The sequence below is a fragment of the Achromobacter sp. T5-5 genome (genome assembly GCF_055397965.1).
The window spans coordinates 5977810-5991935 of the sequence record NZ_AP027919.1; the positions used below are offsets into that span (position 1 = coordinate 5977810).

A 14126-nucleotide genomic window follows, 5' to 3' on the forward strand; every position below is an offset into this window, starting at 1 on the left:
CAATGAAGCAGATCATCACGCACGTCACGCATTACCGCTACACCGCGCCGGTGAACTACAGCATCCAGACCCTGCGCCTGACGCCGCGCGACGACGAACACCAGCGCGTGCTGCGCTGGAACATCGAGGCGCCGGGCCACCTGGACAAGCAGGTCGACGCCTACGGCAACATTACGCACACACTGACCCTGAACCAGCCGCATACCGATATCGCGCTGCGCGTTTCCGGCCAGGTGCTGGTGGCGCCCCTGACGCGCGGCGTCCTGGGCAGCGAAGACAGCCGCCTGCCGGTGCACGCCTATTGCGTGCCAACGCCGCTGACGCAGGCGGACGAGACCATCCAGCAATTTGCGCGCGCGGTGCTGCCGAACGGGCTGACCACGTCGGACGACATCCTGACCCTGGCCGCCGCGATCCACGAGCGCGTCGCCTACGAGCCCGGCACCACGGACGTGACCACCGCCGCCAACCAGGTGCTCGCCCTGGGACACGGCGTGTGCCAGGACCACGCCCACCTGTTCCTGGCGTGCGTGCGGGGCCTGAACGTGCCCGCCCGCTACGTCAGCGGCTATCTGTACACCACCGCGGAACACGCGGCCAGCCACGCCTGGGCCGACGTGTGGCTATCCGACGTGGGGTGGACCAGCGTGGACATCACCAACAGCCAGTTCGCCTCCGAGTGCCATTGCCGGCTGGCGGTGGGACGGGATTACGACTCGGCCTCGCCGGTGCGCGGCGTGCGCACCGGCGGCGGCGAGGAGTCCATGGAAATCACCGTCCAGGTCCAGGCCGGCGCGCAGCAGTGACGGCCGGGCGCCGACGTCCGGACGGTAAATCCGGGCCTTGACATCCGGCCCGCCGCGCCGCAATACAATGCGTGGTGGTTTTCCCCAATTTTCGATCATGACCTACTGCGTAGCGGCCCGCCTCGAATCCGGCCTGGTTTTTCTTTCCGACTCCCGCACCAACGCCGGCGTCGACCAGATCAGCGTCTTTCGCAAGATGACCGTCTTTGAACGGCCGGGCGAGCGCGTCATGGTCCTCATGACCTCCGGCAACCTGGCGGTCAGCCAGGCCGTGCTGAACGTGCTGACCCGCCAGCGCGAGGAAGGCGCCGACACCCTCTGGAACGTGCCCGACATGTTCGCGGCCGCGCGCCTGGTCGGCGCCGCGGTGCGCGAGGTCTACCGCAGCGAGGCCGACGCGCTGCACGAGCAGGGCGTGGACTTCAACGTCAGCATGATCTTCGGCGGGCAGATCGGCGCCGAGCAATGCCGCCTGTTCCAGGTGTATTCGGCGGGCAACTTCATCGAAGCCGGCCAGGAATGCCCGTATTTCCAGATCGGCGAAGCCAAGTACGGCAAACCCATCCTGGACCGCGTGCTGCGGCCCGACACCTCGCTGGACGAGGCCGCCAAGTGCGCGCTGATCTCCATGGACTCCACGCTGCGCTCGAACATCTCGGTCGGCCTGCCGCTGGATCTGCTGGTGTACGACGCCAATTCGCTGCGCGTCACGCACTTTGCCAGCATCGACGAACACAACGAGTACTTCCGCATGATCCGCGGCACCTGGGGCGAACGCCTGCGCCAGGTCTTCGCGGAAATCCCGGACCCGCTGTGGACCAACCCGCACGACCCCGCATCGCTGGTACCGCCGTCGCGGGTGCATCAGCCGCTGCGCATGGAGCCCGTCGACGCGCCCAACGCCGCGTACAACACGCCGCAGGTGCTGGCCGAGGAGCCGGGCAAGGACCAGCCCAACTGAGGCGCTTGTCGCGCGATCTGTCGCGCATGAAGCCTCCGGGTCATGGCGTCCCGCCTATGTCGGCCCGCGTCCGCTTGCCCAGGCCAGGATCTCATCCCGGTTCCCGTCCAGTTCAGGCACCGCCGCCGGCGGTACCGGCAGCGGCTTGGAGAACTTGACCGGAAACGCCACGCGAAGCCCGTCCGGCGTTTCGGCAACCACGCCCCGATTCCGGACGTGCGGATCGTCGAAGACCTCGTCACGCCGAAGCACCGGCGCCCACGGAATGTCGCGGCCGCGGAACACCCCTTCCCAATAATCCAGGCTGCGGCTGGCAAACAATGCCCGCAGCCGGTCGTTCAGCGCCCGCTTGTCGCCCAGCCGTCCCGCCCGCGTTCGGTATGTCTCGGCGGTCAATTCGGGACAGTCCGCCGCGAGCGCCTCGCAGAGGTTTTGCCAGAAGGCCTCTTCCAGGATGCCCAGGGCAAGATGCCGTCCATCGGCCGTCTCGAACACGTCGTTGTCGGGCATGACATGCGGCAGGTTCTCGATGGCCGCGCCGGCGGGCCCGTTCATCGCCTGCAGGGCCGGCGCCATCCAGGCGGTCAGCGCATCGTGGATGGACACGTCCAGATGCTGGCCCACGCCCGAGACGCGCGCGTCGTCGACAGCGGCCAGGATCGCCAGGGCGGCGTGCATGGCCGCGCAATAGTCCGACAGGCGCAAACGCGGGCGCCCCATCACGTCGCGCACCTGCGATGGGACGGCCCAATAGCCGGACAGGGCCAGATAGTTCACATCGTGGCCGGGTCGCTGCGCGTAGGGGCCTGTCTGGCCAAAGCCCGAGATCGAACACATCACGATGCGTGGATTGGCTTGCGCCAGGCGGGTGTAGTCCAACCCCATCCTGGCCATGACGCCGGGCCGGAAGCCTTCGACCAGCACGTCGCTGCGCGCCGCCAACTGCAAGAGCGTGCGCCGGTCTTCCTCGCGCGTGAAGTCCAGGCAGATGGATTGCTTGCCGCGGTTGTACTTGGCAAACGTCTCCGCGCCCAGCTGGCGCGCCGTGTCGCCCTGCGGCTTTTCCACCTTGATCACGGTGGCGCCAAGCTGGCCGAGCAGCATCGCCGTGTACGGGCCCGGGTGCAACTGGCCCAGGTCCAGCACCGTCAATCCGCTGAGATAGCCGCCGCCGCGTGTCATGCCAGGATTCCCTTGGCGATCGTATTGCGCTGGATTTCGCTGGTGCCGGTGACAATGCGGTAAAGGCGCAGGCGGCGGAATATGAACTCCACGGGATGGTTCTTCGTCACGCCCACGTTTCCGTGGATCTGCATGGCCTTGTCGGCAATGTCGAAGCAGCGTTCGGACACGAACAGCTTGCACATGGCGGCCTCGTCCCGCACGTCTTCGCCCGCGTCGGCCTTTGCCGCCGTGGCCAGCACCATGTGTTCGCAAGCGTACAGCGCAGTCGCCATGTCGGCCAGCATGTGCTGAATGGCCTGGAAGCGGCTGATCGGGCCGCCGAATTGCTGACGGTGCTTGGCGTAGTCCACCGCCAGCCTGAAGGCCTGGCGCGCCAGGCCGATCATCGTCGGACAATGCAGCAACCGGTTTACGCTGATGCGGTTCATGGCGATCTTGAAGCCCTGCCCGGGCGCTCCGATCAGGTTCTTCTTCGGCACGCGGACCTGGTCGAACACGATGTCCGCGTCCACGTATTGGCCCGTCATCGGCACGCAGTCGTGCACAAGCCGCACGCCGGGGCTGTCCAGGTCGATGAATATCGCCGAGATGCCGTCGGTCCCTGCCTCTGGGTCGGTGACGCACATCGTGATGGCGAAGTCCGCGAACATCGACGCCGTGATGTAGTGCTTGGTGCCCGTGACGATGTAGTCGTCGCCGTCCTCGACCGCGGTGGTCTGCAGCCGGGTCGCATCGGAACCCGACTGCGGTTCCGTCATGGCAAAGCAGGCCCCGCGCTCGGCGTGGATCACGGGCATGATGTAGCGTTCCAGCTGATACGGGGTCGCATGGCGCACCAGATTGCCGATGCGCGACGGGCCGCCCCAGTCGCCCAGCACATGCGGAAACAGGATGGCGCCGGAAGCGGCGACGTCGTCCTTCAGCACGCACAGATCCCGATAGGACAAGCCCTGCCCGCCCAGCGCCACCGGTAGCTGCGGGCCATACAGTCCGAGGGTCCGGCACCGTTTCCAGATGGATTGCACCAGGCTGCGCTCGAACGTGTCTTCGTATCCCAGGTTGAGCGACCGCTCCAGCGGCAGCAGTTCGTCCTGCAGATACTGCCGCAGCCGCTCGCGCAGCTCGGCCAGGGTAAGCGGTATGTCGTTGGGCATGATGTCTCCTGTCATGGTAGTGCCCAGCTTGACAGCGCCAACCATCCTCGTGATTATCTTTTCTTCGATCTTGATAACCGTGCGGAATCATGAGACTGGAAGATCTGGACTATTTCCTGGCCGTTGCCCGCCTGGGGCACGTGGGCCGCGCCGCGGACAGCATCGGCATCAGCCAGCCCGCGCTGACCAAGGGAATCCGCCGCCTGGAAGACGAACTGAAGCTGCAGTTGTTCCTGCGCACGCCCAAAGGCATGGAGCTGACCATCCCCGGACGCGCGTTCTATCAACGGTCGGTGCAGGCCCGGCGCGAGCTTGACGACGCGATGCAGGAAGCCGGTGATCTGCATCGGGGCAGCATCGGGCAACTGCGCGCGGGGGTCACCCCGCTGCTGGCCGAGCCGTTCTTCAATCCCGCCTGCATCGAATTGCTGTCGCAGCGGCCGGCGGCCAAGGTGCAGGTCATGGTCAGCCTGAACGACGCCTTGATCCCCGCCCTGCGCCAGGGAGACCTGGACTTTGCGATCAGCTCGCTGTTTGAATCCGCCACCGCGGCCGAATTCGATTGCGAGCCGCTGTTTGCCGACCGGCTGTATGCCGCGGCGCGGCCGGGCCATCCCTTGCTGAGCGGCCGCAAGGTCCGCTTTGCCGACCTTGCTCCCTACAAGTGGATGCTGCCCGGCCCGCAGGCCGCCTCCCGGCGCTGGCTGGAAACCCGATTCGAGCAGCACGGCTCGCCCCCGCCCGAAGTGACCATCGAATCCAATGCGTCCGTGTCGAACCTGCTGAGCATCCTGCACGGCACCGACCTGCTGACGCTGGTCAGTGAAATGACCCTGTCGGCGCACGCCGGCCATGACCTTGCCATCGTGCCGCTGGAAGACCTGACCTGGCATCGCCAGATCGGCGTGCTGACGCGGCGCAACAGCTACCAGTCGCCGCTGACCGAGCGGCTGCTGGAGATCCTGCGCCAGCACGCGCAGCGACGCGCGCAGGTGAAATAACGCCGGGCGGCATCCGCTATTCGGCCGTCAGGCCTAGGCGCTGGATGAGCGGTCCATAGCGCGCCGACTCCTGGTCGATGAGCTTGCCCATGTCGGCCGGCGACCCGGCGATGGATTTGAACGACTGCGACTCCAGGGCTTGCAAGACCTGCGGGTCGGCCATGACCCGGCGGATCGCCGCGTTCAGCCGGTCCACCACGGCGGGCGGCGTGCCCTTCGGCACGGCAATGCCCGCCCAGCTTCCGCTGTCGAAGCCCGCGTAGCCCAGTTCGGCAATCGACGGCACGTCAGGCAGGGACGCCGCGCGCTGTTCGCTGGTGACGGCCAGCGCGCGGATTTTCCCCGACGAAATAAAGGGCATGGCGGGCGCGACGGCCACGATGCCCATGTCGATCTGTCCGCCTGCCAAGTCGTTCAACGCGTTGCTGCCGCCGCGGTATGGCACGTGGATGGCATCCAGGCCGAAGTGCTGCTTGATGGTTTCGAACGTCAGGTGCATGGACGAGCCCACGCCCGGGCTGCCATAGCTGAGCTTGCCCGGATGGGCCTTGGCGTACGCCTGCAGTTCGGCGAACGTCTTGATCGGCAACGCGCTGTTGACCAGGACCACGTGGGGCGCAATGCTCAGGCCCGACACCGGCGCCAGGTCGGCGATCGGATCGAACGTCAGCTTGGGCGACAAATGCTTCGCGATGGCAAAGTTGCCGCCATATTCAAGCAGGGTGTAGCCATCAGCCGCCGCGCTGGCGACCTTGCCGCCGCCCAGATTTCCTCCTCCGCCCCCCACGTTCTCGACAATGATGGTCTGCCCCAGCTCCTTGCCCAGCGGCACTGACACCAGCCGGGCGATGTAGTCGAACTGCCCGCCCGCCGTGAACGGAACGATCAGGCGTATGGGCTTTTCGGGATACTTCGCCGCCGCGTCCGCGGCCTGCGCCGGCGCGATGGCGGCCAGGCCTGCCAAGGCAAGTGTCGCCTCTGCCAGGCGACGAACCACCCTCACTCCCAGCCGAAAATTTCGTTTGTCCACTGCTGTCTCCTGTTTCTTGTCGGGGTCGGACCGTCGCCTCCCCTTTGGCATAGAGGTAACCCAGCGCCAGACGCCGCGTCATGCCACACCCGGTGATCTTCATAACGTACAGGAATCGCGCCGACGCGATAACGCAGCGGCATGAGGTTTTGCGTCCCGGTTATGCGGCCGTGCTCCGCGCCGCGCAGCATAGCGGCAAGCCAAATTCGAAACGGAGCCGTCATGAACCAAGGCCGATACACCACCCGCAATGCGCGCTACTGGCGCGACCGTCCCGCCATCATTTTTGGCGACCGCACCATAACCTTCGGTCAGTTGGAGACCCGTTCCAATCGACTGGCCAATGCCCTGCTCGGGCTGGGCCTGACCAAAGGCGACCGCGTCGCCATCCAGGCCTGGAATTGCCCCGAAATCATCGAACTGGAATGCGCCCTGTACAAGGCGGGACTGGTCAAGGTGGCCTTGAACGCCCGCTTGTCCCCGCAGGAGATGGTGGACTCGGTCAACAACGCGCAGGCCTCCGTGTTTATCGTAGACCCCGCGCATCTGGAGGAGGCCGAGTCGCACCGCAACGCCTTCGAAACCATTCGCCATCACGTGGTGACCGGAAGCCGGGACACAGGCGAATGGCGGTCCTACGAACGCCTGCTGGAGGCTGCCGCCGACCGCAACCCGGATGTGCCCATGCAGCCGCAAGACCTGGCGGTTCTGCATTTCACGTCGGGTTCAACCGGCAAGCTGAAGGCCGCCATGCAGACGGTCGGCAACCGCTTGGCATCGCTGCGCAAGGTCGTCATGGGCCGCATGCGCGCGAATCCTGGCGAAATCCTGGCGCTGGCCGGGCCGATCACGCACGCCAGCGGCATGTTCATGCAACCGTTCCTGTTTCAGGGCGGCACGATCCTGCTGCACGACCGCTTCGAGCCCGAGGCCTTTCTTGCGTCAGCCGCCCGCCACCGCGCGGCCTTCAGCTTCATGGTGCCCACGATGGTCAACATGCTGATCGCGCATCCGAACCTGCATCGCCATGATCTGTCTGCGCTGCGGCAGATCTCCTATGGCGGCGCGCCCATGGCTCCCGCCCGCATCCGCGAGGCCTGGGAAGCGTTGGGACCCAAGCTCAGCCAGGGCTACGGCGCCGGCGAGACAACGGGCGGCCTGGTTCTGCTAAGCGCGTTGGATCACGCCGACGCGATGGCGGGCCATCCGGAGCGCCTCTTGTCCTGCGGCCGGCCCTTCGGCGAAAGTGAAGTCCGGCTGGTCGATGAAAATGGCCAGGAAGTGGCGCCCGGCGAAATCGGCGAAATTACCGTCAGCGGTCCGGACGTCTTTGCCGGCTACTGGCAAGAGCCGGAACTGTCGGCGCAGGCGCTGCGCGACGGCTGGCTGCATACGGGCGACCTGGCGCGCACCGACGACGAAGGCTTCATGTACATCGTCGACCGGAAGAAGGACATGATCATCTCGGGCGGCTTCAACATCTACCCGACCGAGGTCGAGCAGGCGCTCTACCAGCACCCCGCCGTTTACGAAGCCTGCGTGTTCGGTGTGCCCGACAAACTGTGGGGCGAATCCGTCAAGGCGATGATCGTCCTCAAGCCGGGTGAAACGGCCACCCCGGCCGACCTCATCGAGCATTGCCGCAAGCAACTGGCCGACTTCAAAAAACCACGGAGCGTCGAACTGCTGGCCGAACTGCCGAAAAACGCCAACGGCAAGGTCGCCAGAAAGCAGATGCGGGATGCATTCTGGGCTGATGAGGAACGCAAGGTTGGGTGATCGCGAGCCCGGCAACCGACCCGAACGGGCGCGCGTCAGGTGCGGCGCGGGGCGGGCCGCTCCTCCCCCCGTCAGCGCCGCTCGAACTTCGGCGCGCGCTTTTCTTCAAATGCCTTGCGGCCTTCTTTGGCATCGGCCGTGGCAAAGCAGATCGCCTGCAGATCGCGCTCGTATTCCACGGCCTTCTCCAGCGGCATCGACAGCGCGGCGCGCAGATTGACGCGTGCCGTCTCCGCCGCGATGGGCGCGCGCGAGGCGATGGTGGCGGCAAGCGCCTGCGCGCGCTCGCGCAACTGGTCCTGCGGCACCACCTCGCTCACCAGGCCCCAGGCCAGCGCCTGCTCGGCGCGGATGGGGTCGCCGGTCATCACCATCATCGCGGCGTTGCTCGGGCCGATCGAGTGGACGAGCTGCGCCGTCATGCCGCCGCCCCCGATCCAGCCCAGCTTGATTTCGGGCGCGCCCAGGCGCGCGTTGTCGGCGGCGATGCGGATATCGCAGGCCAATGCCATCTCCAGGCCGCCGCCGAAGGTATAGCCGTTGATCGCCGCCACCGTGGGTTTCTTCAACATGCGCACGCAGTCGCAGTAGTCGAGCCGGTTGCGGAAATCCCAGGGCGTGGCGTAGCGGTCAAGCTCGGTGATGTCCGAGCCGGCGCAGAAGGCCTTGGGGCCCGCGCCGGTCAGGATCACCGCGCGCACCTGCGGGTCGGTATTGCATTGCTCCACCGCCGCGATCAGCAGGTCGGCCATCTCGGGCGTCATCGCGTTCAGCTTCTCGGGACGATTGAGTTCGATGATGGCGACATGGCCATCGATACTGAGATTGACGAGTGCGCTCACGACGAAGTCCTTATGGGGTGGTGTGCTGGGGAGCGGCGGCCAGGCTGGCCTCGAAACGCTGGGTCAGGCCGCGCGCCAATGCGTGGGAGGAGGCGCGGGCGGCAACGCCATCGCGCAGGAACTGCGAGGCCTCGGTCTGGAAGGCGATGTAGCCATCGTGCCGCGGCCGGATCGAGGCGGCTTCGAGCGTGCGGGCCGTGTGGGCATAGAAGTTGCCGCTTGCCGCATTCACGTCCGCATCGGCCCAGCTGCCGCGATGGCTGGGCTGGCCTTCGTGCTGCGGGATGAAGCGGCTTTGGGTATCGGCGGCCAGCAACCACAATAGATGCGCCCGCAGCTCCGGCCCCACGGTGCAGCGCCGCGATATCGCAATGCCGGTGCCGCCAAGGATCGAGCCCGGCCGGCCGGCATCGGCCTGGGGCGCGTCGCGGAACGTAAGCGGCTTGGCGACCGCGGACGTGGCGTAGTTCACGTAACCATAGACCAGCGGGCAGAGCGTGATGTCGTCGCGCGAGCTCATGTGGCCAAGCAGCGCGATCGGGTTGTAGGCCAGGGCTTGCGCGGGCGTGCGCCGCGCCAGTTCGGCAAGCACGTCGCACGCGCCGGCGAGCGTCGCCTCGTCGTGCCAGGCGCCGTGCGGCCGCAGGTCGGTATCGGGCGCGATGGCGGCGGCGATCGACAGCAGCGACAGAAGCGGGTGCGGCCCGCCCCAACTGAGCGCGACCGAGCCGCTCTGTTGCGACAGCGTCAGCACCTCGTGCCAGGTGCGCGGAACGGGACCGTCCAATCGATCCGCGCGCGTGGCCATCACCTGCGTGGCCGCATCCAGCGGCAGCGCCCATTGGCGACCGGCCATGCGATAGCTGTCGTACGACAGCCCGATACTGTCCCGTGCGATCCGCGCCAGCTCGTCGGGCGCGAACACGGTGTCCAGCGCCTGCAGGCAATCGTGCGCCAGGGCTTCGCCCAGATGGGGGTGATCCAGCACCACCAGGTCATAGCGGGCGCAGAGTTCGGCAATGGGCGCCGACTCGAAGCCCTCGAGCGATTGCTTGTCCCAGTGCACCAGCGGCGTGTGGGCGGCAGCCGCGTGCAAGGCGTTGAAGCCGCGCGGATGATCCCAGGTGAGGCCGCGATAGGGCAGCGTGCGTTCGCTCATTCCGAGGCCCCGCGCAGCACCGCGCCCGAGGCCGCATGCGCGGCGATCTCGTCGGCGCTGAAGCCAAAATCGCGCAGCACTTCGTCGGTGTGCTGCCCGGTGAGCGGCGCGCCGCGCACCACCTGGCTGGGGGTCTTGGAGAAGCGGATCGGAAAGCCCGGCGTCTTGATGCGGCCTTCGGTTGGATGGTCGTATTCGACAAACGTGCCGTTGTGCGCGATCTGCGGATCGTCGACCAGATCGGCGTAGCCATACACGGGGCTGCACCAGATGCCGGCGGCATCGAGTTTGGCGAACCAGTCGGCGGTCGAGGCCTTTGCCAACGTGTCGCGCACGAGCGCGTAGATCTCGTCGCGCTTTTCCCAACCGTCGCGCTCGCCGGTGTAATCGGCCAGTCGCGGCTCTTCGGTCACGCGCGCCAGCACGTTCATGTCGGGCATGGCCAGCGCCAGATAGCCGTCGCTCGTCGCGAAGGTGCCATAGGGGGCACGGATGTACACGTGGGCATGCGGCTCGGCACTGCGCACCTGCGGCTTGTGCCCCACGGTATACACCGAGAGCTCCTGCATCTGGATCGTGGTGATCGCATCCAGCATGTTGACCTCGACCTTCTGGCCTTCGCCGGTGCGCTCGCGGTGCAGCAGCGCGGCCAGCACGCCTTCGAAGGCGCAATACGCGGTGACGGCGTCGACCACATACTGGCCCGCCGCGCGGGGCGCTTCGCCGGCCCGGCCCGACGACAGCATCGCGCCCGACATCGCCTGCAACAGCAGGTCCTGACCCGGGCGGGTGGCATAGGGGCCGTCTTCGCCGAAGCCCGACATGGACACATAGATGAGGCGCGGGTTCAGGGCCGACAGGGTCTCGTAGTCCACGCCCAGGCGGCCGGCGACGCCCGGCCGGTAGTTCTGGATGAACACATCGGCCTGCGCCGCGAGCTTCTGGATGATCTCCTTGCCGCCGGCGCTCTTCAGATCGATCGCGAGCGAGCGCTTGTTGCGGTTCAGCGAAAGAAAGGACACGTTGATCTTGTTGCCCGTGATGCCGCCGGCGGGCGCGTGCCGCTGCCATTCGCCGGTGGGCGGCTCGATCTTGATCACGTCGGCGCCCAGGTCGCCCAGGCGTTGCGCCGCGAACGGCCCCGCCATGGCGATGGAGCAGTCCAGAACCTTGTAGCCAGAAAGAATGCTCATTGCTTCTACCCTCTATCGTGCGCCGATGCGCCTCAATGCATGACCCAGCCGCCGTCCACCGCCAGCGTCTGTCCGGAAATGAAACCCGCCTCATCCGAGGCCAGGAACAAGATGGCCGCGGCGATGTCGCCGGCGTGCCCGCGGCGCTTGACCGACTGGCGTTCGAGCACCATGCGGTTGTAGCCCTCGGGATCGGGATGGATCTTCTCGGCGTCGGTCGGGAACGCGCCCGGCGAGATGGCGTTGACCGTGATTCCCCACTTGCCGAACTCGCGGGCAAAGGCGCGCGTGGCGCCCACCATCGCGCCCTTGGACTGCACGTAGGGCAGCAGGTTTTCCCAACCGCCCGACAGCGTGATCGACGAGATGTTGATCACGCGGCCCCATTGCTGTTCGCGCATGCCCGGCAGCGCCGCGCGCACGATCTGCACGGCCGCCTCCACGTTGACGCGGTGCACGCGCGCCAGCTCGGCATCGCTGTATTCCTCGAACGGGCGCGAGGGATAGATCGCCGCGTTGTTGATGACCACGTCGATCGCGCCCTCGGCGGTCAGCCGCTCAAGGTGCGATTGCAGCGCGCCGGCGTCGGCGAGGTCGGCCTGCAGAATCTGAAGCTGGCCGGCAAACTGCGCCGGCACGGTGCTGCGCAGGCGGTCGATATGCCCGGCATGGTTGTCGAGCGCGATCACGCTTGCGCCCGCATCCAGCAGCGCAAGCGTGGTGTCCACGCCAAATCCGCCCGCCGCGCCCGTGTACAGCACGCGGCGGCCTTGTAATGAAAAGCGCGCGCTCATGAGCGCCCCGCGATGGGCGAAAAGCGCCCCGACAACGGCGGATAGTCGGTCTCTGGCTGCTCCGCGATCGCGCGGATGCGCGCTTCGCAGGCCGCGATGTCGCCGGCCGAGCCCAGCACGCTGAACGTGGTGTCGTAGCGGCGCTCGTCGCCGTGCTCGAGCCAGATGAGCTCGTTGCGCTCGCGCGCCGCGCCCTGGCCCAGCACGTGGTTGGTGGAGGGCTCGATGCCCATCGCATACTGGCCCGATTGCAGGTTCTGCCACTGGTACTGGCAGGGGAATTGATGCTTGTAGGTGCTGACCTGCATGCCCAGACCCAGCGCATCGTTCACCAGGGCGACCGGCACGCTGCCGTCGGCCGCGGCCGCCATCTCGTGCTGCCACACCTGCTCATGAAAGCCCAGCTGCGGCGCCGGCATGCGGCGGTAGCCCACGCCCTGCTTGCGGTAGTCCTGCTCGTGCGCAGCCCACACCACATCGCGGATCGGCGCCAGATAGCGCGAGCCTGCGTCCAGCACCGGATAGCCCAGGTTGATGTGATAGCAGAGCATATGCGGCGTGCGGTAAAAGCCCCGATTCACGACGCGATCCGACAGCTTGATGTCGTTGCTGCCCACCTCGATCTCGATGCGGCGGTGCAGCTCGAGATGCTCGCCGAACACGGTGCCCTGGCTCACCACGCCTTCGGCCCACAGCACGCAGCGATCGCCATCCCAGCGTTCGCCGTAGCCTGTGAGCCGCGCGGGAATGGTGCCGACGCGGCCATGGATGGACTGCTTTGCCGTCTTGCGCGGGCCGTACACATAGTTGTCGGCCGGCGCGTCGTACATGAACAGGATGTGGTCCAGCCCGCAGGTGATCATGAGGCCAGAAAACGAGCGCATCCAGCCCAGTCCGCCTTCGCCTTCGTAGTCATGCAGTCCGGGATGGCGAAAGCCCGAGGGCGATTGCCATCCCATGGCGTAGCCGCGGTATTCGCAGTCGGCGATGTCCATCGCGCGATCCACCAGCACCGTGAAACGCAGGCCCGTGCCGCTGCGGAACTCCAGCATGCGGATACCGCGCTCCAGCCCGTCGTCCAGCGTCATCAGGCGTACGCCGGCAAACTGCGCAAGCTGTCCGGTGCGCGCCTCTACGTCGCGGCGCGTCATCCAGGTCCCGTAAATGTCAGGCATGAGTTCTCCCTGGCGGATGCGCGGGCGCGCATCTGCCGGTGTCGGTGTTCAGAATCGTGTTCGAGAGGCGCGCCGCGGGCCGTGTTCGATGACGGCTTCGCGGTGCGCGTGCAATCGCGTGCGGCGCCGGCCTACAGACCGTTCGCGCGCAGCCGCTCGTCAAGGAACCGCTTGGCGCGCGGCACGTCGTCTTCGGTCAGGTGCTCGATGATGATGGGAATGTTGGGGTGCTTCTTTGCCAGGCGCTGCAAATACAGGTCGTAATTGAGCGCGCCCAGGCCCGGCGCCGGCAACTCGATCTCGCCCACCCCGCGGAAGGTATGGCTTTCGGCCGCGCCCTCGTCACCGATGTCGCTGTGCTTTTCGGACTTGTCATCGCCCGACCGCTTCACGTCCTTGGCATGCGCGATGCAGATCTTGTCGGAGAGCGCGTCGAACACCTGGTTGAGCGTGCGGTCCATCTGGTCGATGTTGTGCGCTTCGAAGTAGTTCGTCGGATCCATCAGGAGGCCCAGGCCGGGATGATCCACTTCGGCGAACATGCGCAGCGTTTCCTCGACCGATCCCACCACGTTGTTCACGTAAGTCTCAAGCAGGAATACCGCGCCATGGTCATAGGCATGTTGCGACAGCTCGGCGATCACCGCGCGGCACTGGTCCCAGCCTTCCTCGGTCTTGTTCCTGGGGTGATGCACCCAGTCGCTGTCGGTGGCGAACGTGCCGGTTTCCGAGATCACGTAGGGCGAACCCAACTGGCGCGCGTGCGTGAGGATCTCTTTGAGATAGCCGTTGCGGCGTTGGCGCTCGGCGGGGTCGGGATGAACGATATTGGTATAGGCCGAGATGCAGGAGACCGGCAGGTCGTAGTTGCGGAAGGTGTCGCGGATCTGCGTGCATTTCTGCGCGGTCAGCTGCCCGGGGCCGAGCTCCATGTCCTTGAAATGCAGGTCCAGCTGCACGGTGTTAAAGCCGTGCGAGCGGATCACCTTGGCGGTGCGCTCCAGCTCATAGGGAAAGTAGCCCGAGAAGATTCCGGTCTGGATCATG

The 14126-nt window shown here is 66.5% G+C and carries 13 protein-coding genes; 4 read left to right on the plus strand and 9 right to left on the minus strand.

The features are described from left to right. Positions 1–2: 2 nt before the first annotated feature. Positions 3–806: a transglutaminase family protein gene (locus ACZ50Q_RS27050; RefSeq protein ID WP_464080049.1), complete on the plus strand. Its 804-nt coding sequence runs from the start codon at positions 3–5 to the stop codon at positions 804–806. Between the two features lie 97 nt (positions 807–903). Further along, on the plus strand, positions 904–1767 hold the full coding sequence (locus tag ACZ50Q_RS27055) for a proteasome-type protease (RefSeq protein ID WP_076518472.1): 864 nt from the start codon (positions 904–906) through the stop codon (positions 1765–1767). A 54-nt stretch (positions 1768–1821) separates the two neighbouring features. On the opposite strand, the gene ACZ50Q_RS27060 is transcribed toward ACZ50Q_RS27055, so the two are convergent. Together ACZ50Q_RS27060 and ACZ50Q_RS27065 are read right to left on the minus strand one after the other, a co-directional pair. After that, positions 1822–2949, minus strand: a complete 1128-nt coding sequence (locus tag ACZ50Q_RS27060) for a CaiB/BaiF CoA transferase family protein (RefSeq protein ID WP_464080050.1) — start codon at positions 2947–2949, stop codon at positions 1822–1824. After that, entirely contained in the window at positions 2946–4106 is a 1161-nt protein-coding gene (locus ACZ50Q_RS27065) for an acyl-CoA dehydrogenase family protein (RefSeq protein WP_464080051.1), read from the minus strand. The genes ACZ50Q_RS27060 and ACZ50Q_RS27065 overlap by 4 nt, the downstream gene beginning before the upstream one ends. Before the next feature lie 89 nt (positions 4107–4195). Between ACZ50Q_RS27065 and ACZ50Q_RS27070 the strand changes: the two genes are divergently transcribed. Next, positions 4196–5107, plus strand: coding sequence for a LysR family transcriptional regulator (locus ACZ50Q_RS27070; protein ID WP_092579324.1), 912 nt, complete (start codon positions 4196–4198; stop codon positions 5105–5107). A gap of 16 nt (positions 5108–5123) precedes the next feature. On the opposite strand, the gene ACZ50Q_RS27075 is transcribed toward ACZ50Q_RS27070, so the two are convergent. Next, the gene (locus ACZ50Q_RS27075) at positions 5124–6071 is read right to left on the minus strand and encodes a Bug family tripartite tricarboxylate transporter substrate binding protein (RefSeq protein ID WP_175493148.1); all 948 of its coding nucleotides are present in this window, start codon (positions 6069–6071) and stop codon (positions 5124–5126) included. Between the two features lie 288 nt (positions 6072–6359). On the opposite strand from ACZ50Q_RS27075, the gene ACZ50Q_RS27080 reads away from it, so the two are divergent. Continuing rightward, entirely contained in the window at positions 6360–7916 is a 1557-nt protein-coding gene (locus ACZ50Q_RS27080) for an AMP-binding protein (RefSeq protein WP_464080052.1), read from the plus strand. A 71-nt stretch (positions 7917–7987) separates the two neighbouring features. On the opposite strand, the gene ACZ50Q_RS27085 is transcribed toward ACZ50Q_RS27080, so the two are convergent. The 6 genes from ACZ50Q_RS27085 to ACZ50Q_RS27110 form a co-directional block, all read right to left on the minus strand. After that, positions 7988–8758, minus strand: coding sequence for an enoyl-CoA hydratase/isomerase family protein (locus ACZ50Q_RS27085; protein WP_464080053.1), 771 nt, complete (start codon positions 8756–8758; stop codon positions 7988–7990). Between the two features lie 10 nt (positions 8759–8768). Beyond that, complete coding sequence (locus tag ACZ50Q_RS27090) at positions 8769–9917, minus strand: hypothetical protein (RefSeq protein ID WP_464080054.1); 1149 nt, start codon at positions 9915–9917, stop codon at positions 8769–8771. Next, a complete protein-coding gene (locus ACZ50Q_RS27095) occupies positions 9914–11110 on the minus strand; it encodes a CaiB/BaiF CoA transferase family protein (RefSeq protein WP_464080055.1) in 1197 nt (398 codons plus the stop codon). The genes ACZ50Q_RS27090 and ACZ50Q_RS27095 overlap by 4 nt, the downstream gene beginning before the upstream one ends. 32 nt (positions 11111–11142) lie before the next feature. After that, the gene (locus tag ACZ50Q_RS27100; protein ID WP_464080056.1) at positions 11143–11904 is read right to left on the minus strand and encodes an SDR family NAD(P)-dependent oxidoreductase; all 762 of its coding nucleotides are present in this window, start codon (positions 11902–11904) and stop codon (positions 11143–11145) included. Beyond that, positions 11901–13079 (minus strand): aldose 1-epimerase family protein, encoded by a 1179-nt coding sequence (locus tag ACZ50Q_RS27105; RefSeq protein WP_464080057.1) that lies wholly within the window; start codon positions 13077–13079, stop codon positions 11901–11903. The genes ACZ50Q_RS27100 and ACZ50Q_RS27105 overlap by 4 nt, the downstream gene beginning before the upstream one ends. 131 nt (positions 13080–13210) lie before the next feature. After that, complete coding sequence (locus tag ACZ50Q_RS27110) at positions 13211–14125, minus strand: sugar phosphate isomerase/epimerase family protein (RefSeq protein WP_076518462.1); 915 nt, start codon at positions 14123–14125, stop codon at positions 13211–13213. Position 14126: the final 1 nt, after the last annotated feature.

Bases quoted from the DNA above. Each gene is read 5' to 3' on its own strand.
- ACZ50Q_RS27050 (WP_464080049.1), top strand. From the start codon at position 3: ATGAAGCAGATCATCACGCACGTCACGCATTACCGCTACACCGCGCCG.
- ACZ50Q_RS27055 (WP_076518472.1), top strand. From the start codon at position 904: ATGACCTACTGCGTAGCGGCCCGCCTCGAATCCGGCCTGGTTTTTCTT.
- ACZ50Q_RS27060 (WP_464080050.1), bottom strand. From the start codon at position 2,949: ATGACACGCGGCGGCGGCTATCTCAGCGGATTGACGGTGCTGGACCTG.
- ACZ50Q_RS27065 (WP_464080051.1), bottom strand. From the start codon at position 4,106: ATGCCCAACGACATACCGCTTACCCTGGCCGAGCTGCGCGAGCGGCTG.
- ACZ50Q_RS27070 (WP_092579324.1), top strand. From the start codon at position 4,196: ATGAGACTGGAAGATCTGGACTATTTCCTGGCCGTTGCCCGCCTGGGG.
- ACZ50Q_RS27080 (WP_464080052.1), top strand. From the start codon at position 6,360: ATGAACCAAGGCCGATACACCACCCGCAATGCGCGCTACTGGCGCGAC.
- ACZ50Q_RS27090 (WP_464080054.1), bottom strand. From the start codon at position 9,917: ATGAGCGAACGCACGCTGCCCTATCGCGGCCTCACCTGGGATCATCCG.
- ACZ50Q_RS27095 (WP_464080055.1), bottom strand. From the start codon at position 11,110: ATGAGCATTCTTTCTGGCTACAAGGTTCTGGACTGCTCCATCGCCATG.
- ACZ50Q_RS27100 (WP_464080056.1), bottom strand. From the start codon at position 11,904: ATGAGCGCGCGCTTTTCATTACAAGGCCGCCGCGTGCTGTACACGGGC.
- ACZ50Q_RS27105 (WP_464080057.1), bottom strand. From the start codon at position 13,079: ATGCCTGACATTTACGGGACCTGGATGACGCGCCGCGACGTAGAGGCG.
- ACZ50Q_RS27110 (WP_076518462.1), bottom strand. From the start codon at position 14,125: ATGATCCAGACCGGAATCTTCTCGGGCTACTTTCCCTATGAGCTGGAG.